General features: G+C 61.2%; 28 protein-coding genes and 2 pseudogenes. 6 read left to right on the top strand and 24 right to left on the bottom strand.

All coding sequences use genetic code 11. From position 1 onward, the window contains the following. Positions 1–13 precede the first annotated feature (13 nt). Together betA and ACM6I6_RS02825 are read left to right on the top strand one after the other, a co-directional pair. Entirely contained in the window at positions 14–1702 is a 1689-nt protein-coding gene (gene betA, locus ACM6I6_RS02830) for a choline dehydrogenase (RefSeq protein WP_414919371.1), read from the top strand. A gap of 186 nt (positions 1703–1888) precedes the next feature. Beyond that, a complete protein-coding gene (locus ACM6I6_RS02825) occupies positions 1889–2344 on the top strand; it encodes a GNAT family N-acetyltransferase (RefSeq protein WP_323609257.1) in 456 nt (151 codons plus the stop codon). A gap of 15 nt (positions 2345–2359) precedes the next feature. Here the strand turns inward: ACM6I6_RS02825 and ACM6I6_RS02820 are convergent, their stop codons facing one another. From ACM6I6_RS02820 to ACM6I6_RS02805, 4 genes are all read right to left on the bottom strand, one after another. Then, positions 2360–2551: a hypothetical protein gene (locus ACM6I6_RS02820; protein ID WP_274076584.1), complete on the bottom strand. Its 192-nt coding sequence runs from the start codon at positions 2549–2551 to the stop codon at positions 2360–2362. Further along, the gene (locus ACM6I6_RS02815) at positions 2548–3333 is read right to left on the bottom strand and encodes a DUF2092 domain-containing protein (protein WP_414919356.1); all 786 of its coding nucleotides are present in this window, start codon (positions 3331–3333) and stop codon (positions 2548–2550) included. The genes ACM6I6_RS02820 and ACM6I6_RS02815 overlap by 4 nt, the downstream gene beginning before the upstream one ends. Positions 3334–3520: 187 nt before the next feature. Next, on the bottom strand, positions 3521–3838 hold the full coding sequence (locus ACM6I6_RS02810) for an NIPSNAP family protein (RefSeq protein WP_274076586.1): 318 nt from the start codon (positions 3836–3838) through the stop codon (positions 3521–3523). Between the two features lie 134 nt (positions 3839–3972). Next, complete coding sequence (locus ACM6I6_RS02805) at positions 3973–4878, bottom strand: LysR family transcriptional regulator (RefSeq protein ID WP_414919355.1); 906 nt, start codon at positions 4876–4878, stop codon at positions 3973–3975. A 130-nt stretch (positions 4879–5008) separates the two neighbouring features. Here ACM6I6_RS02805 and ACM6I6_RS02800 point away from each other — a divergent pair, with 130 nt between their 5' ends. Then, positions 5009–5839: an oxidoreductase gene (locus ACM6I6_RS02800; RefSeq protein ID WP_323609260.1), complete on the top strand. Its 831-nt coding sequence runs from the start codon at positions 5009–5011 to the stop codon at positions 5837–5839. A 50-nt stretch (positions 5840–5889) separates the two neighbouring features. Here the strand turns inward: ACM6I6_RS02800 and ACM6I6_RS02795 are convergent, their stop codons facing one another. The 3 genes from ACM6I6_RS02795 to ACM6I6_RS02785 are packed head-to-tail and all read right to left on the bottom strand — an operon-like array spanning position 5890 to position 7447. Then, positions 5890–6246: a hypothetical protein gene (locus ACM6I6_RS02795; protein WP_414919354.1), complete on the bottom strand. Its 357-nt coding sequence runs from the start codon at positions 6244–6246 to the stop codon at positions 5890–5892. 16 nt (positions 6247–6262) lie between these two features. Next, positions 6263–6664 (bottom strand): cupin domain-containing protein, encoded by a 402-nt coding sequence (locus ACM6I6_RS02790; RefSeq protein WP_274076590.1) that lies wholly within the window; start codon positions 6662–6664, stop codon positions 6263–6265. Between the two features lie 33 nt (positions 6665–6697). Next, positions 6698–7447, bottom strand: a complete 750-nt coding sequence (locus ACM6I6_RS02785; protein WP_274076591.1) for an SDR family oxidoreductase — start codon at positions 7445–7447, stop codon at positions 6698–6700. A 172-nt stretch (positions 7448–7619) separates the two neighbouring features. Between ACM6I6_RS02785 and ACM6I6_RS02780 the strand changes: the two genes are divergently transcribed. Then, positions 7620–8003: a c-type cytochrome gene (locus ACM6I6_RS02780; RefSeq protein WP_414919353.1), complete on the top strand. Its 384-nt coding sequence runs from the start codon at positions 7620–7622 to the stop codon at positions 8001–8003. 116 nt (positions 8004–8119) lie between these two features. On the opposite strand, the gene ACM6I6_RS02775 is transcribed toward ACM6I6_RS02780, so the two are convergent. The 9 genes and pseudogenes from ACM6I6_RS02775 to ACM6I6_RS02735 all read right to left on the bottom strand — a co-directional run bounded on the left by ACM6I6_RS02775 (position 8120) and on the right by ACM6I6_RS02735 (position 16969). Next, complete coding sequence (locus ACM6I6_RS02775; RefSeq protein ID WP_414919352.1) at positions 8120–9004, bottom strand: ChaN family lipoprotein; 885 nt, start codon at positions 9002–9004, stop codon at positions 8120–8122. A gap of 30 nt (positions 9005–9034) precedes the next feature. Further along, positions 9035–9802 (bottom strand): heme ABC transporter ATP-binding protein, encoded by a 768-nt coding sequence (locus ACM6I6_RS02770; protein WP_274076594.1) that lies wholly within the window; start codon positions 9800–9802, stop codon positions 9035–9037. Further along, positions 9802–10785 (bottom strand): iron ABC transporter permease, encoded by a 984-nt coding sequence (locus ACM6I6_RS02765; protein WP_323627760.1) that lies wholly within the window; start codon positions 10783–10785, stop codon positions 9802–9804. Before ACM6I6_RS02765 ends, ACM6I6_RS02770 begins: the two co-directional genes overlap by 1 nt. A gap of 50 nt (positions 10786–10835) precedes the next feature. Beyond that, a complete protein-coding gene (locus ACM6I6_RS02760; RefSeq protein WP_414919351.1) occupies positions 10836–11720 on the bottom strand; it encodes a heme/hemin ABC transporter substrate-binding protein in 885 nt (294 codons plus the stop codon). Positions 11721–12097: 377 nt separating this feature from the next. Beyond that, positions 12098–13540, bottom strand: a complete 1443-nt coding sequence (locus tag ACM6I6_RS02755; protein ID WP_414919350.1) for a catalase — start codon at positions 13538–13540, stop codon at positions 12098–12100. A 107-nt stretch (positions 13541–13647) separates the two neighbouring features. Next, positions 13648–14028, bottom strand: a complete 381-nt coding sequence (locus ACM6I6_RS02750) for a response regulator transcription factor (protein ID WP_414919349.1) — start codon at positions 14026–14028, stop codon at positions 13648–13650. 154 nt (positions 14029–14182) lie between these two features. Next, complete coding sequence (locus ACM6I6_RS02745; RefSeq protein WP_408597385.1) at positions 14183–14713, bottom strand: hypothetical protein; 531 nt, start codon at positions 14711–14713, stop codon at positions 14183–14185. 155 nt (positions 14714–14868) lie between these two features. After that, a pseudogene (locus tag ACM6I6_RS02740) lies at positions 14869–15531 on the bottom strand (AraC family transcriptional regulator); the annotation flags it as partial. A gap of 61 nt (positions 15532–15592) precedes the next feature. After that, positions 15593–16969, bottom strand: a complete 1377-nt coding sequence (locus tag ACM6I6_RS02735) for a sensor histidine kinase (RefSeq protein WP_414919348.1) — start codon at positions 16967–16969, stop codon at positions 15593–15595. Between ACM6I6_RS02735 and ACM6I6_RS02730 the strand changes: the two genes are divergently transcribed. Then, entirely contained in the window at positions 16959–17117 is a 159-nt protein-coding gene (locus ACM6I6_RS02730; RefSeq protein WP_274076602.1) for a hypothetical protein, read from the top strand. The two genes, ACM6I6_RS02735 and ACM6I6_RS02730, sit on opposite strands and share 11 nt — an antisense overlap. A gap of 180 nt (positions 17118–17297) precedes the next feature. On the opposite strand, the gene ACM6I6_RS02725 is transcribed toward ACM6I6_RS02730, so the two are convergent. From ACM6I6_RS02725 to ACM6I6_RS02705, 5 genes are all read right to left on the bottom strand, one after another. After that, positions 17298–18500, bottom strand: coding sequence for an NAD(P)/FAD-dependent oxidoreductase (locus ACM6I6_RS02725; protein ID WP_274076603.1), 1203 nt, complete (start codon positions 18498–18500; stop codon positions 17298–17300). 230 nt (positions 18501–18730) lie between these two features. After that, positions 18731–19105 carry a response regulator transcription factor gene (locus ACM6I6_RS02720; RefSeq protein WP_414919347.1) on the bottom strand — a complete coding sequence of 125 codons (375 nt, stop codon included), beginning with the start codon at positions 19103–19105 and terminating at the stop codon, positions 18731–18733. 98 nt (positions 19106–19203) lie between these two features. After that, complete coding sequence (locus tag ACM6I6_RS02715) at positions 19204–19857, bottom strand: response regulator transcription factor (protein ID WP_274076605.1); 654 nt, start codon at positions 19855–19857, stop codon at positions 19204–19206. 103 nt (positions 19858–19960) lie between these two features. Beyond that, positions 19961–20407, bottom strand: a complete 447-nt coding sequence (locus tag ACM6I6_RS02710) for a sensor histidine kinase (RefSeq protein WP_414919346.1) — start codon at positions 20405–20407, stop codon at positions 19961–19963. Then, entirely contained in the window at positions 20350–21417 is a 1068-nt protein-coding gene (locus ACM6I6_RS02705) for a sensor histidine kinase (RefSeq protein ID WP_414919345.1), read from the bottom strand. Before ACM6I6_RS02705 ends, ACM6I6_RS02710 begins: the two co-directional genes overlap by 58 nt. A gap of 379 nt (positions 21418–21796) precedes the next feature. On the opposite strand from ACM6I6_RS02705, the gene ACM6I6_RS02700 reads away from it, so the two are divergent. Then, on the top strand, positions 21797–22771 hold the full coding sequence (locus ACM6I6_RS02700; RefSeq protein WP_406592404.1) for a LysR family transcriptional regulator: 975 nt from the start codon (positions 21797–21799) through the stop codon (positions 22769–22771). Here the strand turns inward: ACM6I6_RS02700 and ACM6I6_RS02695 are convergent. The 3 genes and pseudogenes from ACM6I6_RS02695 to ACM6I6_RS02685 form a co-directional block, all read right to left on the bottom strand. Continuing rightward, a complete protein-coding gene (locus ACM6I6_RS02695; protein ID WP_274076608.1) occupies positions 22747–23175 on the bottom strand; it encodes a nuclear transport factor 2 family protein in 429 nt (142 codons plus the stop codon). The two genes, ACM6I6_RS02700 and ACM6I6_RS02695, sit on opposite strands and share 25 nt — an antisense overlap. Before the next feature lie 54 nt (positions 23176–23229). Beyond that, positions 23230–23364: pseudogene (locus ACM6I6_RS02690) on the bottom strand (helix-turn-helix transcriptional regulator); the annotation flags it as partial. A 147-nt stretch (positions 23365–23511) separates the two neighbouring features. Then, complete coding sequence (locus ACM6I6_RS02685; RefSeq protein ID WP_414919344.1) at positions 23512–24081, bottom strand: chorismate mutase; 570 nt, start codon at positions 24079–24081, stop codon at positions 23512–23514. Positions 24082–24133: the final 52 nt, after the last annotated feature.

Raw genomic sequence — 24133 nt, 5'->3', positions numbered from 1 at the left:
GACCACGCAAAGAATGTCTACACAAAAATACGACTACATCATCATTGGCGCAGGCTCGGCAGGTTGTGTGTTGGCCAACCGCCTGAGCGAAGACCCGGCCACCTCGGTGCTGGTCCTGGAGTTCGGCGGCAGTGACAAGAGCGTAGTGATCCAGATGCCCAGCGCATTCTCGATCCCGATGAACACCAAAAAGTACAACTGGCGCTACGAAACCGAGCCGGAAACCTACCTCAACGGCCGGCGCATCCACTGCCCACGGGGCAAGGTGCTGGGTGGCTCGTCGTCGATCAACGGCCTGGTGTACATCCGCGGCCACGCCCTGGATTTCGACGAATGGGAATCCCTTGGCGCCCAGGGCTGGGGCTACAAGCATTGCCTGCCGTACTTCAAGCGTGCCGAAAGCTACGAGTCCGGCGGCGACAGCTATCGCGGGCAAACTGGGCCGCTGCACACCACCAACGGCAACAACATGAAGAACCCGTTGTACGGGGCCTGGGTCGAAGCCGGTGCCGAGGCGGGCTACATCAAGACCGAAGACTGCAACGGCTACATGCAGGAAGGTTTCGGCGCGATGCACATGACCGTGAAGAACGGCGTGCGCTGTTCCACCGCCAACGCCTATTTGCGCCCGGCCATGGGCCGTCCGAACCTGACGGTGATCACCCATGCGATGACCCGCCAGGTCATTCTCGAAGGCAAGCGTGCGGTGGGGGTCATGTATGACCACGGTGGCCAGACCCACCAGGTGTATTGCAACCGCGAAGTGCTGATCGCGTCCGGGCCGATCGGTTCGCCGCACCTGCTGCAACGCTCGGGCATTGGCCCGGCCGCGGTCCTGCGCAAGGCCGGGATCGGCGTGCGCCATGACCTGCCGGGGGTAGGGGAGAACCTGCAGGACCACGCCGAGGTGTACATCCAGTTCGGCTGCAAGGAACCGGTGACCCTCAACAGCAAGATGGACCCGCTGAGCAAACTGATGATCGGCCTGCGCTGGCTGCTGTTCAAGGACGGCCTGGGGGCCACCAACCACTTCGAGGCCGGTGGTTTCATCCGCTCCGAGAAGGGCCTGCGCTGGCCGGACATCCAGTTCCACTTCCTGCCGGCAGCGATGCGCTACGACGGCAACAAGCCGATCAAGGGCCACGGTTTCATGGTGCTCACCGGTCCCAACAAACCGAAAAGCCGGGGTTATGTGCGGGTGCGTTCGGCCGACCCTTACGAGCATCCGGAAATCCGCTTCAACTACCTGGAGCGCGAAGAGGACCGCGAAGGCTTCCGCCGCTGCATCCGCCTGACCCGCGAGATCATCGGCCAGAAAGCCATGGACCGTTTCCGCGACAGCGAAATCGCCCCCGGCGCGCTGGTGACCAGTGACGAAGACCTCGATGCCTTTGTCCGTGACAACCTCGAAAGCACTTACCATCCGTGTGGCTCGTGCCGCATGGGCGAGGACGACATGGCGGTGGTGGATTCCGAGCTGCGGGTGCATGGCATCCAGGGGTTGCGGGTGATCGACTCCTCGGTGTTCCCGACCGAGCCGAACGGCAACCTCAATGCGCCGACGATCATGCTTGCCGAGCGGGCTTCGGACCTGGTGCGTGGGGTGAATATGTTGCCAGCGGCGGATGTGCCGGTGGGGCTGGTGGAGAACTGGGAAAACAGCCAGCGCACGACATTGCCAGGGCGTAACGTGCGGGTCTAACTGCTTTCCGCGATCCATTGTGGGAGCCAGCCTGCTGGCGATGAGGCCTTCAGGTTCAACAGTGATGTTGACTGACAGTCCGCTATCGCCAGCAGGCTGGCTCCCACAGGAGGCGCGGTGCTTTCAGGAATTTTTTCGTTGTGGTTGCTAGGCTGTAGATCCTTGAGACCGCAATGGAGCACCCTCATGCCTATCCTGGCCCTGCGCGCTGACGCCTCGCACATCGAAAAAATCGCCCCCTTGTTCGACGCCTATCGCGGCTTCTACGGCCAGCCGTCGAACCTGCCACAGTCGCGCAACTTCATCGCCGAACGCATCGCCCGCGATGAGTCGGTGATCTTTCTCGCCGAGGATACCGACGGCGAAACCCTGGGTTTCGTGCAGATGTTCCCGACCTTTTCCTCCATCGACGCACACCGCACCTGGCTGCTCGGCGACCTGTTCACCACGCCCGCCGCGCGGGGCAAAGGGGTTGGCACGCTGCTGATGAACACCGCCCGCGACTTTGCCCGGTTGATGGGCGCCAAGGGCATGACCCTGGAAACCGCCACCGACAACTTCAGTGCCCAGCGTCTGTATGAGTCCCTGGGTTACGTGCGCGATCCGGGCTACTACACCTACTGCCTGGACTTGCAGCGTTGATCGTTTTTCAAGCTGTCAATCGCGCCGCGCCGATCGCCTCGCGACGCCGGCAACACTGACCGGCGTCAGTGGACGCCCGACCACCGCCTCGGCTTGAGGAATAACACTGTGCACGCCGGGGATCGACAAGGTTTCTCCAAGCTCCAGCGCGCACACCGCTACCAATCCCATCAGCAGGAAGCCGCAGGATTTGATCAAGAGGTTCATTTGGTTTTTCCTCGCACAAAGTTGCTGGGCAGGTCCTCGGCGTTGGGCAGGTCTTTCAGTTCGATTTTCTGGGCATTGGTCGAATTGTTGAAAGCGAAATCATCAGCCGGTGCGGCATCGCCACTTTTGAAGTCGCTGAGCTGAATGCTGTACTGCGGACTGCCGGCAATGGTTTTTGAAGTGATGGAATAACGGCAAGGGTAGGGATTGTCGCCCTGGGCGATCCAGATCTGCCAATCAACTTCTTTCTTCCTGAAAGCCAGGTGATCGCATTCGGTACCGCCGATAACGCCACTGCCCAGATCCTTGATGTCGGTCACGCCGGCCATCAATTGATCCTGGGGATTGGACATGAACAGGTCTGCGCCGGGAAGCGGCCGGTTGTATTTATCCCGTAGCGTATCGAGCAGATGATCCAGCGTGCCCGGGACTTCGACCTGGGTGTAGATGTTCTTGCCTTTGCCCAACAGGGTCAGGGTCTTGCCATCAAACACCATCTCCAGGTCGGCAAAACCACTGGCGCGGGTACTGCGCAACTTGTCAGGCCGGGTGAGAGCGACTGTGCCGGAACCTGCCAGTGCCAGTCGTTGCTTATCTTTGGTGACCACTTCAAGGATGGTGTCGTAGTTGAACGATATATTTTTTTGCGCTGACATATAGTCGGACATCTTCTTGAGCAGCGTCTTGGCATAGGCCTCATCGGCCTGTGCTGTTGGTGTACTCAATCCGATGGTCAGGGCAAGAACTGCTCCAGTGATGCGGGTGACAGAGATGTTTTCCATGGGAGGTCACCGCGGTAAGAATGCCGGGTTGGCAATGCGGACTTATAAAGTTAGTCCTACCAATGGCAACTCGCCCTGTATTGGCTGACCATTCATCTGACGTTTTATTGCGCAGTGACACCCCATGTTCGAGAAATAAAAAATGCCGCCCGACAGGCGACATTTTCGTTGACTACGATCAAGCGGTTTACTGTTTCGGCTCACCGAACACGGGCCGGAAGAAGGAGCGTTCATAACTGAGGATGCAGCGGGTTTCTTCTGCGTACTTGAAGGCGGCGATACATTCAGCGTCGTTCATCGACTCTTGGCGATAGGTTTCGTAGGCCGCCAGGCTTGGGAAAGTGAACATCGCCAGAGCAATGTTATTGGCACCCTCGGACGGCAGGAAGTAGCCGTGATGCTGGCCGCCAAATTTCTCCACCAGTGGAATCCACAGTTTGCCGTAGTGTTCGAATGCGTCGAGCTTGTACGGGTCCAGCACATATTTCAGGTAGCAGGTGACCATCTTTTTTCTCGCTGACTAGGTTTATGAAGTGCTCGCCGCCGATGGTAGACAACAGGCCTGGTGGACGCCATGGCGCAGAGCGATTTTGTGGGAGCTGGCCTGCCGGCGATGGCGGCCTGACAGACGACCTGATCTCAAGAGAACACATTCCCCCGTGCGGTATGGGCAAACTCGATGAAAGCCTTGAGCGCTGCGGGCACATGTCGTCGGCTTGGGTAGTACAGATGCAGGCCGGGGTAGTAGGGGCACCAGTCACCCAGCACCTGAACCAGGCTGCCGTCGGCGATCTGCGTCTTGACCATGTCCTCGAAGACGTAAGCCATGCCGACACCCTGCAACGCCGGGCCGACCATCAGGCTCACGTCGCCCAGGGTCAGCGGGCCGTCCACCTCGATTTCCTGGGTGATCCCGCCACGTTCGAACTCCCAGCGATACAAGGTGCCACTGGGGAAGCGATGGCGGATGCACGGCAGGCCATGCAGGTCTTCGGGTTTCTGTGGAACGGGATGCTTGCGGAAAAATTCCGCGGAGCCCACGACCACGGAGCGCAGGGTGCTGCCAATCGGCAGGGAGACCATGTCCGCCTCCAACCGAATACCGAAGCGCACTCCGGCGTCAAAGCCCTGAGCCACCACATCGACCAGCGCGTCGTCTGTCACGATCTCCAGTTTCACGTCCGGATAGGCTTCCAGGAACCGGCCGGCCATTGGCAGCAGCACCAATTCGGCGGCCTGGCGACCCGCGGTGATTCTCAGGTTGCCCGAGGGTTTTTCGCGAAAATTGTTCAGGTCTTCCAGGGCATCGTCGATATCGCGAAAGGCCGGTTTCAATCGTGCAAAGAGACGCTCGCCGGCCTCGGTCAGGCCGACGCTGCGGGTGGTGCGGTTGAATAGCCGCACGCCAAGCCGGTTCTCCAGGGTGCGCACCGCATGGCTCAGCGCAGAAGGGGTCAGCCCCAGTTCCACCGCCGCACGGCTGAAGTTCAGGTGGTTGGCCACGCACAGGAAGGTCGAGAGATCTGCCGCCGAAGGGGTCTTCATATGTGAATACCGTTCACAAAGTCATGCAAAATTACTGGGATTATCACATCAGTAATGCAGATTTAAAGTTGCGTCAACTCATCAAGAAGGCCCGGCAATAACGTTCGGGTCGCTGCCAGGAGGAGTTGAAATGCGTACTTGGTTCATTACTGGGGCTTCCCGTGGTTTTGGTACTCTCATCGCAGAACGTGCTCTGCGTGCCGGCGACGCGGTCATTGCCACCGCCCGTAAACCCGAAGAAATCATCGCCAGACTCGGCGATCATCCAAACCTGCTGGCCGTGCGTCTGGACGTGACCCGCGAAGCAGAAGCGCATCAGGCCGTGGCAGAAGGCATCAAGCGTTTCGGCCGAATCGACGTGCTGATCAACAATGCCGGATTCGGTGTGCTGGGCGCGGTGGAGGAAACCAGTGCGAGCGAGACCGAGCGCCTGTTCGCCACCAACGTCTTCGGCGTACTCAACGTGACCCGCGCGGTGCTGCCGCACATGCGTCGCCAGCGCGGCGGGCATGTCATCAACATTTCCTCCATCGGCGGCTACCAGGCCTACATGGGCTGGGGTGTCTACGGTTCCACCAAGTTCGCGGTGGAAGGCATCAGCGAGGCGCTGCACCAGGAACTGGCGCCGCTGGGCATCCACGCCACGGTAGTGGAACCGGGCTTTTTCCGCACCGACTTCCTCGACGAGCAGTCGTTGGTGAAGACCGCGCTGGAACTGTCGGACTACGACGACACCGTGGGCGCCATGCGCAAGCATGCCGAGGCCGCCAACCACGCCCAGCCGGGTGACCCGGTGAAATTCGCCGAGGCCATGCTCGCTCTGGTCAATGCGCCGAAACCGCCGCAACGGCTGGCGCTGGGCAGCGATACCATCGCGCGCATAGAGGCGAAAAACCGCTTTGTCGCCCAGGAACTGGCCGAGTGGAACGAGCTGGCGCTGTCCACCGATTTCAAGGACTGACTCAGGTGAAACCCTGTAGGAGCCAGCAGCCGGCTCCTACAGGTTTTTGATCAGCGGCATTCCATACAGAAATAGGGCATGACGTCGGAGCTGGCATCGTAGCCATTGCTGCCATCTGCGTAATGGTTCTGCCGTAACCGGTCAGAGCCGCCTTCTGCAACCCGAGTACCGCGCATCGAGTTGTAACCGCCCGCGGCAACGCTGTTTTGCTTCAGCCGGTCGGAACCGTCCGATGCCAGTTGCCGCTCTCTCAAACGATCGGCACCACCCTCGGCCCGTTGCCGTTCCTTCAGACGATCAGCGCCACCTTCAGCGACCTGATCCTGCTTGAGGCGCTCCGCCCCGTCGGCGGCCAGTTGTCTTTCCTTGATGCGGTCGGTGGCGCCTTCTTGGCGCCTTATACGCAAGTATGACCAGCGACCGTCAATCGACCGGGAGGACGGGCGGCTTGCCCTGGTCCTTCAACAGAAAGACGACGAATTTCGCCGGCTTGTCCTTGCTCGCATTACGGCCCACGGTGTGGATGTCATTGGGGCCTTCGTGGAAGCTTTGCCCGGGCATCAGCGTGACTTCCTTGCCACCCTTGACCCCCATGACGATCGAGCCTTCGAGCACATAGATGAAGCCGTGGGCGTCGTGCCGATGAACCGGGTCGGCACCGCCCGGCGGGTACTCGACGGTGAGCATCAGCACTTCCTTGCCGGGGTAATCGGGAAGCGCGGTGACAGATACCTCCTTGACGTCCGGGGGCGGTGCGTCGGCGGCCAGGACCTGGGGCGGCAGGGTGGACAGTGCAAGCAGGGCGAGGAGAACGTGGGTTCGCATGGGACGCTCCTGATGAAGTGGGCGGGCTGACTGTCAGGCGCCGGCGCTCTTGAGCCATTGATCGAAGTGAGTCTTGCCGACGATGGGATTGGCGCCCGGGGTCAGTGACTGGTCGTTGATGATCGCGCCGAAGTAGCCGGCGTTGTCGTCGGTAATCACTTCCCGCTGATCCTTGTTGTGTTGCAGCCAGGTCTTGGCGAACGAGACCAGCGGCTGCTTGTCTGGACCTGCCACTTCCGAGGTCTTGTTGGTGGGCGCCGCCACGGCAATCGTGGCCAGTGCCGAGGCCACGTCGGCCGAGGCGATCGGTTGCAGGGCGGCGGAAGTCAGGCGGATGCTGTCGCCTTGTGCACCGGATTGAGCAATGGCGCCGATGAACTCGAAAAACTGCGTGGCACGCAGGATCGAATAGGGCACGCCGGCTTTCTTGATCAATTCCTCCTGGGCCATCTTGGCGCGGAAGTAACCGCTTTCGAGCATCCGCTCGGTGCCCACCACCGAGAGTGCGACGTGGTGCTTGACCCCGGCGGCCTTCTCGGCGGCGGCGAGGTTGCGCGCGGATTTTTCGAAGAAATCGAGCACGGCGGCATCTTCGAACGAGGGCGAGTTGGCAACGTCGACCACCACGTCGGCGCCTTGCAGGGCAGCCTGCAAGCCTTCCCCGGTCACCGCGTTGACCCCCGATTTCGGCGAGGCGGGCAGGACATCATGCCCATCCTCGCGCAGCCGTTCGCAGAGCTGGGTGCCGATCAACCCGGTTCCGCCGATCACGACAATTTTCATGATGTTTGCCTCCGTCTGTTGGGTGTGCGTGAGCCTGGTGGAGATGGACTGACCTTCAAGTCTAGGCGGGGATAACAACGCGATGCATTGGCGGGATGGACGGCAGGCATTTATTTCGCAGGAAGCCGGATCATGATCAAATGGCGGCCATTTTTGCGTGGGTACTGGCTTGATGAACAAAACAGCGATGATGACCCTTGCCCTGAGCCTGGGTCTGTTCGGCATGCAGGCGCACGCACAAGGGGACGCAGAAGCGGGCGGGAAACTGTTCAAGCGGGTGTGCGGTGGCTGCCATCAGGTCGGTGAGGGCGCACGGGCGTTTTTTGGTCCGCAGCTCAACGGTATTGTCGGGCGCACCGCCGGGAGCACCACGGACTATCAATACTCCGATGCCATGAAATCATCCGGGATCGTCTGGACCCGGGATAAACTCGCCGCGTACATCGAGGATCCGAAGGCGGTGGTGTCGGGTACGCGGATGATTTTCTGGGGGATCAGCGATCAGGAGAAAATCGATGATCTGCTGGCCTACTTGCAGACCTTCCAGACACCCTGATCCTGGTGGATGTACCTCGATCCCGTAGGAGCTGCCGCAGGCTGCGATCTTTTGATTTGCTTTCAAGGGCAAGATCAAAAGATCGCAGCCTTCGGCAGCTCCTACAGGGGGGCGTGTTATCGACGAAATTGCGCGCAGTGGTCCTGTTCCGGTTGCGCTGCGGTGTACCACACGTAATCCGCGCTATCGGCGCTGACCGTCTTGCCCACCTCGGCCAGCACCAGCACCGCGTTACCTTCACCCGCGCCGAGGTCTTTCAGGTGCAACGGCACGCCCAGGTCCTTGCGCACATGAAACGCCCCGGCCAGCAACAGGGCCGGTGTCGGTGCCGCCAACAGGCGCTCGGCCATGCGACGGTCACGCTGCTGCTGCACGGCGAGCATCGCCGGCATCTGCGCTTCGGGCAGCAAGCCGCAATGGGACTCGCGGATGTCGTCCAGTAATGTCGCTTGCACCTGTCGGGTGGTGGACGCTTCGCCGCTGAGCGTCGGGCGCTGTTTATAGATCTGCATGATCTGCGCCCGGTCCAGGTTGGCCGACAGCAGCGGGTAGGGTTGACGCAGGGCGTAAGTCACCAGTGCGCCGTAAACGCTCCAGTCCCAACTGGATTGCCAGGACAGCGCCTGGTACGGGTCGGCCGGCGCTTGACCGGCACGGCTGTCGGCCTGTGCGGCATCGACTTTCGCCTGTTGGTCGGGGTTGAGCATTTCCAGCAACAGGCTGCCTTGCGGACGTTGCGCCGCCAGTTCGCGCAGCAGCCACAATTGCAAGGCATGGTGGTCGGGATTGTCGTGTTGTTCACCGACCAGCACCCGCGGCGCAGCGGCCAGGCGCTCGACCAGCTCTTGCGGGGTGAGGGTGCGCCCGCTGGCGAGTTCGCGGATCACCCCGAGATCGGCGTGATCTCGCCCTTGCGAGGCGATCGCCGGCGGTGGCGGTGTGACGTCATGGGATTGGCAGGCAGCCAGCAGGCTGACCAGGCATAACAGCAGGATGCGCATCGGATCTCCTTGTTGGACGGTAGACGTCTATCAGCGCGCAATAATCAACGGGTGACCGCGCTCCGGGTGCCGCTGAATCAATACTTGCAACCCGTACACCGTCTGCAGTGCTTCGGCGTTCAGTACTTCATCCGGTGGACCGTAGGCGTGCGCACGTCCCTCATGCAACAGCAGCAACTGATCGCAATACCGTGCAGCCAGATTCAAGTCGTGCAGGATTACCAGAACCGCCGCACCGCGCCCGGCGAAATCACGCACCGCCTGCAGAATAGTGTGCTGGTGCAAGGGGTCGAGCATCGAGGTCGGCTCGTCGAGCAGCAGGATCTGCCCCTCGGCACCCGGCCACAATTGCGCGAGCACCCGCGCCAGGTGCACGCGTTGGCGTTCGCCACCGGACAAGGCCAGATAACTGCGCCCCGCCAGGTGCAAGGCGTCGGCGGCACTCAGGGCTTGGGCGACGATTTCGGCATCGCGCACACGCCCGCTGGCATGGGGCAAACGACCCATGCCCACCACTTCATTGACCGAGAAGGCGAAGTTCAGGCTCGAACTTTGCGGCAATACCGCCAGGCGCCTGGCCCGTTCCTGCCCCGGCCAGTCGGCGAGTGCACGCTCGTCGAGGCTGACCGTGCCTTCATTGGCCGGCAGCTCATCGCACAAGGCGGCGAGCAGGGTGCTTTTACCGGCGCCGTTGGGCCCCAGCACGCCAAGGACTTCACCCGGACGCAACTCGATATCGATGTCCGCCAGCACAGTGCGACTACCGCGCCGCACCAGCAAATTGTTGGCCCGCAGCATCAGGAACGCCCCCGTACCAGCAGATAAAGGAAGAAGGGTGCACCGATGAGTGCGGTGACGATGCCGATCGGTAACTCGGCCGGTGCCAGCAACAGGCGGGCGACCAGGTCGGCCAGCAACAGCAGGCTGGCACCGGCGAGCAACGACGCCGGCAACAACACCCGATGATCCGGGCCAACCAGCAGGCGCATCAGGTGCGGCACCACCAGACCGATAAAGCCGATCAGGCCTGCCGCCGCCACCGCGGCACCGACGCCCAGCGCCGTGCACAACACCAGTTCAAGCTTGATCCGCTCGACATTGAAACCCAGGTGACGGGCTTCGGATTCGCCCAGCAGCATCGCATTGAGCGCCGCCGCGCGCCGCGGCAACCACAACGCCACGCCCACTGCCACGATCAGCAACGGCCACAGGCGCGGGTAGCTGGCGCCGTTGAGGCTGCCCAGGTTCCAGAAGGTCAGGGTGCGCAACGTGGCGTCATCGGCCAGGTAGGTGAACAGACCGACGCCGGCCCCGGCCATGGCCGTCATCGCCACGCCGGCCAGGAGCATGGTGGCGACGTTGGTCTGGCCATCGCTGCGGCCGAAGCGATACACCACCGCCGTGACGATCAGGCCACCGACGAAGGCACTCACTGACAACAGGTAGGGTTCGATGGCCGGCGGCAGTCCGCCGAGCATGCTGCCGCCGACGATTGCGACGGCTGCACCCAGTGCCGCACCGCCGGATACACCGACCAGACCCGGATCCGCCAACGGGTTGCGGAACAACCCCTGCATCGCCACACCCGACAGTGCCAGTACCGAACCCACCGCGATGCCGAGCAGACTGCGCGGCAGGCGGATCTGGCCGAGGATCAGCTCCGCCTGTTGCGTGTCACCACCGTCAACCGGCATCCCGAGCAAGCGCAGCCCGGCCAGCAGAGTATCGCCCAGCGGCAGGCTGACCGGCCCGAGGGCCAGGGACAGCCAGAACACCAGCACCAACAACAGACCCAAAGTAATCAGCATCGACCGCGGCCGAACGATGGCCGTCATCGGTTGCGCTCGGCAGTCTGCACCTGTGCCGACGGATAGAATGCTTTCGACAGTGTGTTCAACGCGTCCGGCACACGCGGCCCCAGGCCACCGACCAGCAGCGTGGGGTCGATCACCAGCACCCGGCCTTCGCGACCGGCCGAGGTTTGCGCCAGGACCGGATTCTGCTCCAGCAGCGCTGCCCCCGCGGCATCGCCTTCAAGCTTGGCACCGGCGAAAATGATCACCTGAGGGTCCAGAGCCAGCATGGCTTCGTTGGATACCGGCTTGTAGCCGTTGTGCTCGGTGAGGTTTTTCCCGCCGGCCTGATCGATCATCCAGGCGGCCAAGGTGTCCTTGCCCGCGGCCTGGAGATTGGCGCCGGCATGGCTGAGCAGCAGCAACACCCGAGGGCTGGGGTTATGCTGTTGTACCTGTTTAACCCACGCTGCCTGCTGCTCCAGACGCTGTTGATAATCGGCCATCAGCGCCTGCGCTTCAGCCGGTTTGCCGAGCAGTTGCCCGAGTTCGGTCAGGTTGTGTTGCAGCGAGGGCACGTCGGCCTTGGCCGAGAGCAGCTCGATGCGCACGCCGGCGGCCTTGAGTTGCGCCAAAACCGGTGGCGGGCCCATTTCGGCGCTGCCCACCAGGATGTCCGGCTTCAACGCCAGAATGCCTTCGGCCGCCAGCGCCCGCTGGTAACCGACGCTCGGCAGGCTGTGCAAGGAGCGCGGGTGCTGGCTGGTGCTGTCGACACCCACCAGCTTGCCCTCGCCACCCAGGGCGACCACCCATTCGCTGAACGCGCCACCGGCGCTGACCCAGCGTTGGGGCAGGGCGTCGGCCATGGCCATTTGGCTCACGAGCACGCTGGCGCAGGCCAGCAGTGATTTGATACGCATCAGGACGCTTCCTTAGTCGTTCAGGACGGTGGCGGTTTCGGCCAGGGCACGCCGAACAACGGAATGACCCGTTCACCGTCGGCATCGAAACCTTCGAAGCGGGTGATGATGCCATCGACGCTCGGCTTGCGCATCCGTGATCCCGATGCCACTTGTGGGAGCAGGCTCATTCCCACAGGTCATTTTGTTCACCAGCCGATGCTCGCCAGTGCTTCAAGCCTCCCAGTTTCGTGCCGCACTGAGGATTTGAATCCACTGATCATCCTGTGGGAGCGAGCCTGCTCGCGAAGAACCTGAGCACGCCTCGGGGTGTCAGGTTTCCAGCGTTATCGTTAGCGACCATCGCGAGCAAGCTTGCTCCTACAGGGGGTGTGTGTTTACCGGTCGAGTTCAGCCAGCGCCCTGGACACCCCAGCCCCATAGAACGGATCTGCCTTGGAGCAGTTCGCAATATGCCGTTGTTGAACCTCCTGGGACACACCACTGAGTGAACGCGCAGTGTTTTCAAACAGTGCCTGTTTCTGCGCGCTGGACATCAGGCGGAACAGATTGCCCGGCTGCTCGAAGTGGTCTTCGTCCAGGCGATGATCCCAATGCCCGGCAGCGCCGGAAATCTTCAGCGGCGGTTCACGAAAGTCCGGTTGGTCGGCCCAGACGCCCTCGCTGTTGGGCACGTATGCCAGTTGTTCACCGTAGTTGCCGTCCACGCGCATGGCGCCGTCGCGGTGGAAGCTGTGCACCGGGCAACGGGCCGCGTTGACCGGGATCTGGTGGTGATTGACCCCCAGGCGATAGCGCGCGGCATCGCCGTAGGCAAACAGGCGCGCCTGCAGCATGCGGTCCGGTGAGAAGCCGATACCGGGCACCACATTCGATGGCGAGAACGCGGCTTGCTCGACTTCGGCGAAGACGTTTTGCGGGTTACGGTTCAGTTCGAAGTAACCCACTTCGATCAACGGGTAATCCTCGTGCGGCCAGACCTTGGTCAGGTCGAACGGATTCACCGGGTGGTCATGGGCCTGGTCTTCGGTCATGATCTGGATGTAAAAGGTCCAGCGTGGAAAGTCGCCCGCTTCGATGCTGTCGAACAGATCCCGATGGTGACTTTCCCGGTCGCGGCCAATGAGGTGTTGTGCTTGTTCATCACTGAGGTTCTCAACGCCTTGCTGGCTCTTGAAGGTGAACTTGACCCAGTGTCGCTCATTGTTGGCGTTGATCAGGCTGAAGGTGTGGCTGCCGAAACCGTGCATGTGCCGGTAGCTGCGCGGAATGCCGCGCTGGCTCATGACAATGGTCACCTGGTGCAAGGCCTCGGGCAATGACGTCCAGAAATCCCAGTTGCTTTGCGCATTGCGCATGCCGGTGCGCGGGTCGCGTTTGACAGCGTGGTTGAGGTCGGGGAAGCGCAATGGATCGCGGAAAAAAAATACCGGGGTGTTGTTGCCCACCAGGTCCCAGTTGCCTTGTTCGGTATAAAACTTCAAGGCGAAACCACGGATGTCGCGCTCGGCATCGGCAGCGCCGCGTTCACCGGCAACGGTGGAGAAACGGGTGAAGATCGGCGTTTGCTTGCCCACCTGCGAAAACAGCCGGGCCTTGGTGTAGCGCGTCACATCGTGGGTGACGGTAAAAGTGCCGTAGGCGCCGGAGCCTTTGGCATGCATGCGCCGCTCAGGAATCACCTCCCGATCGAAGTGGGCGAGTTTTTCCAGCAGCCAGACATCCTGCAACAACGCGGGGCCACGGGGGCCGGCAGTCTGGATGTTGAAGTTGTCGACGACCGGTGCGCCGTTGATCGAAGTCAGTTTATTCCTGGGCATGGCACGGTTCTCCAAGTTGGGATTTTAGTTGAGTGACAAGAGTGAGCGGCTTAACTAACCGAAAGCTGAAAAAGAAAACGTTATTTGTTATGGCGGCGTCTTGCAGTTCACTCGGGAACCCGGCGCTTCAAGGCCCGTTCAATACACGCCAGCAGCGCATGGGTGCAGAAGGGCTTGGGGAAATAGCCTTCGGGTTTATGCACGCTGGAACTGAATTGCGGCGGCAGGCCGGGCTTTCCTGTAATGAACAGCGTAGGGATGTGGATGTCTCTGCGCGCCAGCGTTTCGTACATTTCCACCCCGCACATGCCGGGCATCTGAATATCCGAAATCAGGCAGTCTGTCTGCGCAGGTCCGCTGGATTCAAGAAAGGCACACGCACTGTTGTAGGTGATTACCCTGTAACCGTAAGAACGCAACAAACTGTCCAGTGAGACAAGAATAAGTTCGTCATCATCAACAACCGAAATAATAGCTGAGTTGAACATGTAGAAACCTTGCGTTGTTGCGGGTGGCGCTAAGTGGCGCCCGCCATACTTGCAAGATACGCGCTGCAGAAAAGTGCAATAGTATACTTGGGTATGTTGGGTTGTTATTTCGCGTTAGTTGCGATGGGTTATCAATATCATTGAGCGGTTTGCCTCACCCTGGTTGTTCATGGGGCAGGTTGTCCCCGATCACCGACAGAAAACGCGTGTTGTGCCGTGCGCATGCTTCGAAAAAGCGTTTGCTGGCGTTGTCCTTGTTGGCGATGGCGCGTTCAAGGCAATCGCGCAGCAAGGCATCGACGGCCCGCAGTCGCTGCTTGCCCTGGCAAATACCAGTCAGGCAGTCGGCAAAACACTGCGGCTCGCGGGTGTCGTTCAGGCTGTAGAGCGCCGCGGTTTCGATGTGGCCGCCCAGGTCGGTGATGGCACTGGCAAGGAAATCGGCATAGTCGGCATTGGCGCGCACCAGGCGGCGGAACAGCTGTTGCACTGGCAGGAAGCTGACATTGCGCAGTTGCTGCTGGCCCCGCTTGAGTTGCGCGAGCATGCCCAGGGTGGTGCCCAGCGTCTGCGTCAATGCGTCGATGACCTCCACGCGCTCGGCGGTGGACAGCGAGGTATGCGCACCATAACGACTGATGCGCAGCGGATGACTGACGATGTACAGCTTTTGCAATGCGTTCATGGCAATCGTCCCCAGGTCAGCGCATCGGCGCGATGAGTTGATTCATTCGAGGTGACCAGCCTAAATCGACGGGTGCGCGATAACACTCCTACCTCAAGACAGCGTGCTAGCACATCGGGTCAGGCCCGTCATACCTGGGTATGAGCGGTGGGGTACTGCGAGCGCAGCAGCGGGCTCCATTGTTCCTGGTTGTCCGGGCGTCGGTAGTACACCACCATGCGCCGGGCGACCTGCATCGCCACATCACGACCGTGATCGGCCTCGACCAGTGCCAGGGCCAGATCGATCCCGGCGCTGACACCGGCAGAGGTCCATATCGTCCCTTGCTGGACGAAAATCGCTTCGCGGTCGAGCTCGACCTGCGGGAACAGGCGCTCGAACAGGTCGGCCATCACCCAATGAGTCGCCACACGCAAGCCATCGAGCAAGCCGGCCCGGGCCAGAAAAAACGAGCCGCTGCACACCGACGTGGTACGCCTGGCCGATCTGGAAGCGTTGCGCAACCAGTCCACCAGCGGGGCGCTCTCGACCATGGCCTGGCGGATGTGCGGGGAGCCGGGAACGATCAGCGTATCCATCGGGCTACCGGCGAACTCACTCAGGCGCCGGGTCTGTACCTCAAGCCCTTCGCCCGTGCGAATGGACCCACCGTCCAGACTGGCCGTGTGCAAGGCATAACCTTGCAAACCGCGTTCGGCCAGGCTGCGGGTCGCCGCCCAGAATACGGTCTGGGCACCGGTCAGGTCCAGCAAGCCCATTTGCGGATAGGCCACGAAGATGATGCTGCGAGGTTGTGCCGTTCCAAGGTTGTCGCTCATTTCATTGATGGACACTGCTTGTCTCCAGGTCGCCGAATCGTGGCGTCAGAGGTGGATGAGGTTATTCATCGTGTAGGGGGGGTGTCAGCGCAATCGCAAACAGCATCTGCGTGCCGACCCCTACGGTGCTGCTGACCCAGATTCGGCCGCCATGAAATTCAATGATTGAGCGGCAGATCGAGAGGCCCATTCCCAGGCCGGTGGGTTTGGTCGTAAAGAACGGATCGAACAACGAGGGCAGAACGTCTTCGGCAATGCCGGTGCCGGAGTCGGCGATTTCGAGCACGGCCTCGTTGTCCTGTACCGAGGTGTGAATCCGTAGCGTTCGCGCGCGGTCATGCACGTTGGCCATGGCCTGGCAGGCATTGATGATCAGGTTGATGATGACTTGCTGCAGCTGGATCCGGTCGCCTTTTATGTGCGCGCCAGGTGCGCCCAGTTGCAGGTGTGGGCGAACCTGATGGTTGCCGATGTCATGTTGCATGAGCGTCAGTGAGTCGCGGACGATCTCGTCGAATGCTTCGGCCTTGCGTTGCACCTCGCTCTGGCGCGACAGCGCCCTGATACAGGCGATCACATCGGCAACCCTGGACGAGTTTTGTATGATCCGGTCCAGCGAACGGCGGGCTTCTTCGAGGTTCGGCTCAGGGCGATTGATCCAGCGTTTGCACGATTCCCCGCTGGTGATCACCGCCGCCAGGGGTTGATTGATTTCATGGGCAATGGAGGCGGCCAGTTCCCCCATGGAGGTCACCCGGGTGACATGCGCGAGTTTGGCCTGGGAGTGAAACAGTGCTTCTTCGGCTTGCCTGGACGCGGTCACGTCCATCAATGCGCCGACGTACTCAATGCGTCCACCGTGGTTGAACAGCGGGTTGGCGAGCATCTGCACGTGCTTGATCCGCCCATCGGGCATGACCAGTCGATGTTCCACTTCGATCAGGTTTTCCCGGCGTGCGGCCTGCTCCAGGACACTGTCGATAATCGACAGGTCATCGGGATGAGTGCGCGCCCGAACCATGCCAAGCGTCGGCGTAACGTCCAGCGGGTATTCGAAAATGCGTGAGGACTCGTCCGACCACGACACGATCACCTGGTCATCGATGATCAAGCCGACACTGCCGGTATGGCTGAGTTTTTGCGCACCCAGGAAGAACGCTTCCTTGCGGCGCAACGTGTCGGTGGCGCGCTTGCTGCGCAGCGCCAGCAGGGTGATGGTGGTCAGCGCGATCAGGCAACGCACGAAGCCGGCGATGAGCCGGTGATCACGATAGCCTTCATCGATAATGAAACTGGCGGTCAGGATGGCCACGCAACTGAAGGCGACGGCGAGGAAGACCGGCACGGAGAAGATGTTCGCCGACATGAACACCAGCGTGATGTACAGCAGCGTCGGTGCGACATCCAGGTCGAGCAACGAGTTGGTAATGAAGATCATGCTGCCGACCGCAATGGCGGCCAGCCAGGCGACCGGGTCTGAAAAAAAAAGTCTCTTGCAACGTTTGATGATAGACATTTGTTCTTCCGGATTTTTGCTATCGAACGGCAACTCGCAAGGCATCGCTGATGCCGGGCAAACTCTTTGAGGGGTTGGTGCTTGATCGGACTGAAGAAAAAACGCCCGCCAGAAAAACCAGTGGCGGGCGCTTGGGAAAGGCCCCGGTCCAGCAAGGAGTGGGCTGGTCGGGATACAGGCGAAGCTTCATATCACCCGGGCGGTGCCAGGGGAGTGACGGCCGTGGTTGCCACGGCCGCATCGATCGTCTTCAGGCCACTGGAATCAACGGGTCGGCTGCCGCCAGCGCCGCAGCGCGATCAGCCGCCGGTGGATAGATCCACATCGTGTTGATCTGTGTCTTGAGCTCCTTGGCTTCCTGCTTGACCAGTTTTACCTGGCGATCCCAGCCCTCGGTGAATACCGCGCCCCAGGCACCCAGGTCCAGGCAGGTGACGTACTTGGGTTGGCTGTAGGCCATTGGCTCGACCCCCAGGAGTTCGGCGGCGACGTTGTTGCCGGCATAACGCCCCAGGGCGATGGCGTGCTGGCAGGACATGGCCGCGAAGTTGCCCAGGTCATCGGTGGCGGCATAGGCCACGTCGCCGCTGGCGTACACATCGGCGTGACCGCGCACCTTGAGGTGCTGATCGACATGCAGGCGGCCCTGATGATCGCGGGTGCCTTGTACTTGCTCGGTCAGCGAGTTGGCGCGAAACCCCACGGTCCAGATCACCGTGTTGGACTCGATGCGCTGGCCATCGGCGAGGGTGACGCCATTGGCATCGACGGCGGCAACGGTGGCGTTGAGCACCCACTGGATGCCCAGGTGCTCCGACGCTTCGACGATCGAGGGGCGAATGCCATCGCCCAGGGCGGCGGCGACTTGCGGGGCACGGTCAACCACGATCACGCGGATGTCAGCGTTTTCACCGAGTACGGCACGCAGGCGCGCCGGCATTTCGGTGGCGGTTTCGATCCCGGTGAAACCCCCGCCGGCCACCACCACGGTGTTGCGGGCGGCACTGACCGGCTTGTCCTTCAGCGACTTGATGTGAGCTTCCAGGCGCGTGGCGGACTCGATTTCATCGACATCGAAGGCGTGCTCGAGCATGCCGTCGACCGGCGGGCGCATCAGCTTGCTGCCGGCGGCCAGTACCAGGCGGTCGTAGCCCAGCGTGCCCTGGATGCCCGCGGCGTTGGTGTAGCTCACCTGTTTGCTGCGCTCATCGATGGACTCGGCCGCACCCTTGACGAATTTCACCCCCACGGCGTCGAACAGTTCGTTCAGCGGTGCCTTCATGGTGTGCACGTTCGGCTCGTAGAAGCGCGGGCGGATGCGCAGCTCGGCCTGGGGAGCCAACACGGTGATCTCGACGTCGTTTCGATCATGCTTGTCCAGCAGACGGGCAGCGCTCAACGCGCTCCAGACCCCACCGAACCCTGCACCAATAATCAAGATTTGCTGTTTCATTGTTTAGCTCCTGAAGAACAATCGAGGGCATGAAAAAGTTGTTGCCGCATAACCGCTGTGGCTGATCGTCTGCGATGTCGTTAAACAATGCGAAACAGTCGGCATCGGCTGGATCTGGAACAGATGTTATTCGAGGGGTTTGAAACTGGCACTGCTACATAGGGTCAGCGCGAGTATGACTAGGTATTAACCGGCTATACCAAAGTATTAGTTGCTTGAATAAACAGATTTCAGTGGCTTCGATCGAGCACCGTTTCGATGCAGGCGAGCAACTTTTCGCTGGAGAAGGGTTTGGGAAAAAAGGCGATGGGTTTCATGGCGTGGCTGCCCGGCTGGCGCTGTGCACAGGGGTTGCCGGTAATGAAGATCACCGGAATATGCATGCCCCTGGTTGCCAGTTCCTCATACATGCTGATCCCGTCCATTTCCGGCATTTGTATATCGGAAATCAGGCAGGTGGTAATAAGCGGACCCTCTGAAATGAGAAACTCATGGGCCCCCGAATAAGTTCGCACGGTATATCCACTGGATCGCAATAAACTGTCCAGGGCCATTCGAACCGATTCATCGTTATCGACTACGGCAATCGTTGCCTCTTTGTGCATAGCGGTGTCCTGCCTGGTAGCGCAGAGCACTTAGAGGCACCGCGCCATTTTTGCAAGATACGCCGTCCTGAAAGGGTGCACAGTATACGTGGGTATAGTCAGCGGTTAGCGGGCTGGCACGAGATCGCCTCGGCCATGCGCACCAGATCGGCGAAGGAGCGCGCGCCCATCTTGCGCATGGCCTGGCCGCGGTGGATCTTCACGGTGATTTCGCTCAGGCCGATTTCCCCGGCTATCTGCTTGTTCATCAAGCCCGAGGCCGCCAGCGCCATCACCGTCTGTTCCCGGGCGGTCAACGTCTGGTGGCGCGCAAGCAGTTGTTCGGCATGTCGCGAGGACTCGCGACGCTGTTTGTCGCGGCCATGGGCGGCGCACACCGCATCGATCAGGTCCTGTTCGCGAAAGGGCTTGGTGAGGAAATCCACCGCGCCGGCTTTCATTGCCCGTACCGTCATGGCGATGTCACCGTACCCGGTGATGAACACGATGGGTACGTTGATGCCGGCGGCGGCCAGTTCGTTCTGAAAGTCCAGGCCACTGCTGCCTTGCAACCGCACATCCAGCACCAGGCAACTGACCGTGTCCGGGCGCGGGTACTTCATGAAGTCGGCGACCGAGCCGAACAACTCGACCCGCAGGCCGATGGAGCGCAGCAGGCTGCCGAGGGATTCGCGCAGCGGCGCATCGTCGTCGACGATGAACACCAGGGACTCGTTGTGGTTGATCTTGTTGAGCGGGTGTTGTTCGTTCATGGCGGGTTCCCAAGGGGTGGACGTGCAGCCGCCCGGCGCTGTGCTCCTGGCGCGGGGCGCAACTTTTAATGCAGGTCGGGCTGGCGGTACTCATACCTGTGTATCAAATGGCCGCGGCGTACCCCGCATCGTTGGCGACCCGTATCGGCAGGGCAAACAGAAACGAACTGCCCTGGCCTGGTGTGCTGGTGGCCCAGATCCGGCCCTCGTGGAAATCGATGATCGAGCGGCAGATGGCAAGCCCCATGCCCAGGCCGTTTTCCCGGGTGGTGAAGAACGGCGTGAACAGTTGCGGCAGGACCTCGGCGGCGATGCCCGGCCCCTGGTCGGCCACTTCCAGCACGGCCTCGTTGTCCTTGACCCAGGTGCGAATCGACAAGGCCCGTTGCGCGCTGTTGATCGCGTCCATGGCCTGGCAGGCGTTGAGGATCAGGTTGATGATGACTTGCTGCAGTTGCACGCGATCGGCACTGACCTGGCCGCCGAACGCACTCAGCTCGATGTTCGGATTGATCTTGTGATGCGCCAGTTCATGGCGGACCAGGCCCAAGGTTTCGCTGACAATGTCGTTGAGCGATTCAACTTCTGGCGCAGCGGCTCGCTCTTGCGCGACAGGGCCCGAACGCGGCGGGTGATCTCACTGGCTCGATGGGCGCTGGCGATGATCCGCTGCAGTGCCTGGCGAGCTTCGAGCAGATCGGGCTGCGGGCGGCTCAGCCAGTTGCGGCAGGCTTCGCCGCTGCTGGTGATCGCCGCCAGCGGTTGATTGACTTCATGGGCGATGGACGCGGCCAGTTCACCCAGGGAGGTCACGCGGGTGACATGGGCCAACTGGGTCTGGGCGCGGCACAGCGCTTCTTCGGCCTGTTTGCTGGCGGTCACGTCCATCAGCGCGCCCAGGTATTCAAAACATCCGTGTCGGGTGAAGAGCGGGGTGGCGAACAGGTGCAAATGCTTGATGCGCCCGTCGGGCATCAGCAGGCGGTGCCTGACCTCGATCAGGGTCGCATGGCGCGCCGCCTTTTCGAAACCGGCCAGCACCAGGGACAGGTCATCGGGGTGGGTGCGCTCCAGGTACAAGGACGCAGAGGAGGGCATGCCCGCCGGGTATTCGAGCATGCGTGCCACCTGCTCCGACCAGCCCATGCGTGCGAGGTCTGCGCGAAAGCCGAAGCAACCGGTCTGGGTCAGGCGCTGGGCACCGGTCATGTAGACTTCCTTGTGGCGCAGGCTGTCGCAGACCCGCTTGCTGCGCAACGCCAGAAAGATGATCGCCGCCAGCACCGTCAGGCTGCGCAGCAAATCCATGGTCGACTCCCAGCGGTGAAAGCCACCCTGATACAGGCACATCGACGTCAGCACCAGCATGCAGAACAGCGCGACCACGATCACCGCGCTGATCGACAACAGGTTGATCGCCATCAGCAGCAACGCGATGTACAGCGTGGTCGTGGCGAAGTCGGTCCGGGTTTCGCAATTGAGCAGGATTCCGCAGGCCACGATCAGGCCCATCAACCACACCAGGGCGTTTTCCACCGGCTTGAGGCTGAAACCGGACAAGAGGCGAGAGATCCTTTGGCCTGAGTTGAACAGCATTTTGCTGCAGGTTCCTTTTTGGTTGTCGATCATGCGCGCCTCGTTTTTTTGTTCGGGCTGGGGCGGAGAATCGGTTCAGTAATCCTAGAAGCACGGGGTCGCCTCCCGTTAGGACAAAAAACCCGAAAAAGCTGCCATGGCATCGAATCGCCCACTGCTCGAATGTGTGCGTAAGTCATTAATCAAATTAAGGTTTTCCAGTGGGGGCTATACCGAAGTATCAAGTCGGTTATCTAACGCATGATCGCGCTGTCCCCAGGTACGACAGACGTTTTTCATTCGCTGCCATACCCTGTTCATACCCTTCCCGAACTCAATGGCCGCGTGCCGGGTAGTGAACCTCATGAACAGAAATGACCTGCGTCGTGCCGACATCAACCTGCTGGTGGTTTTCGAGACGATGATGCATGAGCGAAATGTCAGCCGCGTCGGCGAAAAGCTGTTCCTCGGGCAACCCACCATCAGCGGTGCCCTGGGCCGCTTGCGGGCACTGTTCGATGACCCGCTGTTCATTCGTTGCGGGCGGATGATGGAACCGACCGCACGTGCCGAGGAAATTTTCGCCAACCTGGCGCCGGCGCTGGACGGCATCGCCGCTGCATTGAGCCGTTGCCAGTCGTTTGACCCACGCACCAGCGAGACGACGTTTCATGTCGGCCTGTCGGACGATGTCGAATACGCGCTGCTGCCGCGGCTGCTGCGACAACTGCGAATCGAGGCGCCGAACATCGCCTTGATCGTGCGCCGTGTCGATCAACAGCAGATGGCGCAAAGGTTGGGCAATGGCGACATCTGCGTGGGCATCAGTCACACCCTCGACCTGCCGGCCAATGCCCGGCGCAAAGGCTTGCGGCCGATTCGCCCGATGCTGCTGCGGTCTGACACCCGGCCCGGGTCGTTGGGGCTGGACGCGTTTTGCCGGCGGCCTCATGTGCTGGTGTCGTCGATGGGCAATGCGTCGGATGACACCGACCATGCCCTGAGCCTGCTGGGCCGGCAGCGCAAAGTGGTGCTGACCGTGCCGCAGTTCAGTGCGTTGCCGGGATTGCTGGCGCAAACCGACATGCTGGCCATCGTGCCGGATTACGTGGCCAAGGCGATGGCCTCGGTGGCAGGCATGCGAGTCGAACCGGTACCGCTGCAATTGCCCGTGCCGGAACTGTCCATGGTTTGGCGCGCAGCGGTGCACAATGACCCCGGCCAGCGCTGGTTACGCTCGCGCTGCTGTGCGTTTCTCGGTGAGCCGGTCGAGTTGCAGGTGGTATCCAAGGCTCGACCGGCGCTGCACGACGATCAGGCTTTGCTGGCGGCCAGGTAGGCGCCCAGGCGCCGGCCCATTTCCTCGCCCAGCGCCTGCAGGCCACTGAGGGGGCGGACCATCACTTCGAAATCGACGATTTTTCCCTGTTCGTTGAAGCGGATCATGTCGATGCCCTTGAGCTGTTTCTCGCCGACCCTGGCGCTGAATTCGAGGACCACATTCAAGCCGTCGGCGCTCGCCAGTTCGCGGTGGTAGGTGAAGTCTTCGAATACGTTGAACACCGTGTTGAGAATCATCGAAACCACTGGCGCGCCTGGATACGGCGTATGTGCCATCGGCGAGCGAAACACCGCGTCCGGGTCCAGCAGCGCAGGCAAGGCCTGCAAATCGCCGGTGCGGATCATCGCGTGCCACAGGCTCAAGGATTCTGCGGCTTTGGGGTGCAGTTGCAGCTCAGACATAGTCAACTCCTGTTTTTTGTTGTTGTGTGAAGCTTGCCTGGCGGGTGTGGTGAATCAGCCAGTGAATTCATCGTCGAAAATGCTTTCGATGGGCAATACAAACGTCCCGGCAATCTGAAATGCCAGTGGCAGACTTGGATCATAGCGGCCATTTTCGATGGCGTTGATGGTCTGTCGCGAGACTCTGTAGGAGCGAGCTTGCTCGCGAAAAACCTGAGAGCACCGCGGGGTGTCAGGCTCCCCGCGTCATCGTCGACCTCCATCGTCGGAACGCCCCCCGGAGTCGGCTCGCTCACAGTAGATCGAGTATGGCTGCGAGAAATGAGATGGTTTCGATCATAGATCCGTAACGCACAATTCCCCGGTGGCGCGGATCAGCGCCTGGCCGTGCAGGGCATCCTTGATCAGGCCGGAGCGCTGCTCAGCCAGCCACTGCGGGCATTCCGGGTCGACGCGATAGGGCACGAAATCGGCGTATTGCTGCAACAGGCGGGCTTGCAACTCATCCTGCTTTGCCCGCAGTTGGGTGAGGTCCGGGCGTGGCATGTCGGGCGCCTTGTGCGCCGCTTGCCATTGCGCGATCAGGCCGTACTGCACCAGTTTGTTGGCTTCGATCTGGGCGGCAATCAAGTCGGCGGCTTCGTCCGGGTCCACGTTGCTACCGGTTGCCTGCTTCCTGGCGTTATTGATCAGCAGGGTTTCCCGGGCGGTATCCTGGATCGGTTTGCCCGTGTCCCACTTGGTCAGCGCCACCAGATCGGAAACGTTCAGGCGCTCGTTGATGGTGTTCAGCAGTGGCTGCAGCGTTTCGGGTGCCGGGGAGGGCGCAGCGGCGTTGGCGACGCTGGCGAGTAAGCCGAACAGCGAGCAAGTCAGCGCTTGCGGCAAGCGTGGGCAGTGGAACATAAGCAACCTCTTGGTGACGGGATGCGCATCAAGTCTTATGTAACACAGCTGA

The sequence above is a fragment of the Pseudomonas sp. IT-P218 genome, from assembly GCF_949767605.1.
Classification (GTDB): Bacteria; Pseudomonadota; Gammaproteobacteria; order Pseudomonadales; family Pseudomonadaceae; genus Aquipseudomonas; species Aquipseudomonas putida_AE.
The sequence above is the reverse complement of the archived record's forward strand: the minus strand, read 5'-3'. Positions and strand labels throughout refer to the sequence as shown.

Excerpts from the sequence above, each read along its gene's own strand:
- ACM6I6_RS02825 (WP_323609257.1), top strand. The coding sequence starts at position 1,889 with ATGCCTATCCTGGCCCTGCGCGCTGACGCCTCGCACATCGAAAAAATC.
- ACM6I6_RS02755 (WP_414919350.1), bottom strand. The coding sequence starts at position 13,540 with ATGCCCAGGAATAAACTGACTTCGATCAACGGCGCACCGGTCGTCGAC.
- ACM6I6_RS02685 (WP_414919344.1), bottom strand. The coding sequence starts at position 24,081 with ATGTTCCACTGCCCACGCTTGCCGCAAGCGCTGACTTGCTCGCTGTTC.
- ACM6I6_RS02725 (WP_274076603.1), bottom strand. The coding sequence starts at position 18,500 with ATGAAACAGCAAATCTTGATTATTGGTGCAGGGTTCGGTGGGGTCTGG.
- ACM6I6_RS02810 (WP_274076586.1), bottom strand. The coding sequence starts at position 3,838 with ATGGTCACCTGCTACCTGAAATATGTGCTGGACCCGTACAAGCTCGAC.
- betA (WP_414919371.1), top strand. The coding sequence starts at position 14 with ATGTCTACACAAAAATACGACTACATCATCATTGGCGCAGGCTCGGCA.
- ACM6I6_RS02720 (WP_414919347.1), bottom strand. The coding sequence starts at position 19,105 with ATGCACAAAGAGGCAACGATTGCCGTAGTCGATAACGATGAATCGGTT.
- ACM6I6_RS02760 (WP_414919351.1), bottom strand. The coding sequence starts at position 11,720 with ATGCGTATCAAATCACTGCTGGCCTGCGCCAGCGTGCTCGTGAGCCAA.
- ACM6I6_RS02700 (WP_406592404.1), top strand. The coding sequence starts at position 21,797 with ATGAACAGAAATGACCTGCGTCGTGCCGACATCAACCTGCTGGTGGTT.
- ACM6I6_RS02815 (WP_414919356.1), bottom strand. The coding sequence starts at position 3,333 with ATGGAAAACATCTCTGTCACCCGCATCACTGGAGCAGTTCTTGCCCTG.
- ACM6I6_RS02790 (WP_274076590.1), bottom strand. The coding sequence starts at position 6,664 with ATGCGAACCCACGTTCTCCTCGCCCTGCTTGCACTGTCCACCCTGCCG.
- ACM6I6_RS02775 (WP_414919352.1), bottom strand. The coding sequence starts at position 9,004 with ATGCGCATCCTGCTGTTATGCCTGGTCAGCCTGCTGGCTGCCTGCCAA.
- ACM6I6_RS02780 (WP_414919353.1), top strand. The coding sequence starts at position 7,620 with ATGAACAAAACAGCGATGATGACCCTTGCCCTGAGCCTGGGTCTGTTC.
- ACM6I6_RS02695 (WP_274076608.1), bottom strand. The coding sequence starts at position 23,175 with ATGTCTGAGCTGCAACTGCACCCCAAAGCCGCAGAATCCTTGAGCCTG.
- ACM6I6_RS02750 (WP_414919349.1), bottom strand. The coding sequence starts at position 14,028 with ATGTTCAACTCAGCTATTATTTCGGTTGTTGATGATGACGAACTTATT.
- ACM6I6_RS02715 (WP_274076605.1), bottom strand. The coding sequence starts at position 19,857 with ATGAACGAACAACACCCGCTCAACAAGATCAACCACAACGAGTCCCTG.
- ACM6I6_RS02785 (WP_274076591.1), bottom strand. The coding sequence starts at position 7,447 with ATGAAAATTGTCGTGATCGGCGGAACCGGGTTGATCGGCACCCAGCTC.
- ACM6I6_RS02805 (WP_414919355.1), bottom strand. The coding sequence starts at position 4,878 with ATGAAGACCCCTTCGGCGGCAGATCTCTCGACCTTCCTGTGCGTGGCC.
- ACM6I6_RS02800 (WP_323609260.1), top strand. The coding sequence starts at position 5,009 with ATGCGTACTTGGTTCATTACTGGGGCTTCCCGTGGTTTTGGTACTCTC.
- ACM6I6_RS02770 (WP_274076594.1), bottom strand. The coding sequence starts at position 9,802 with ATGCTGCGGGCCAACAATTTGCTGGTGCGGCGCGGTAGTCGCACTGTG.
- ACM6I6_RS02745 (WP_408597385.1), bottom strand. The coding sequence starts at position 14,713 with ATGAACGCATTGCAAAAGCTGTACATCGTCAGTCATCCGCTGCGCATC.
- ACM6I6_RS02820 (WP_274076584.1), bottom strand. The coding sequence starts at position 2,551 with ATGAACCTCTTGATCAAATCCTGCGGCTTCCTGCTGATGGGATTGGTA.
- ACM6I6_RS02730 (WP_274076602.1), top strand. The coding sequence starts at position 16,959 with ATGAAGATCATGCTGCCGACCGCAATGGCGGCCAGCCAGGCGACCGGG.
- ACM6I6_RS02735 (WP_414919348.1), bottom strand. The coding sequence starts at position 16,969 with ATGATCTTCATTACCAACTCGTTGCTCGACCTGGATGTCGCACCGACG.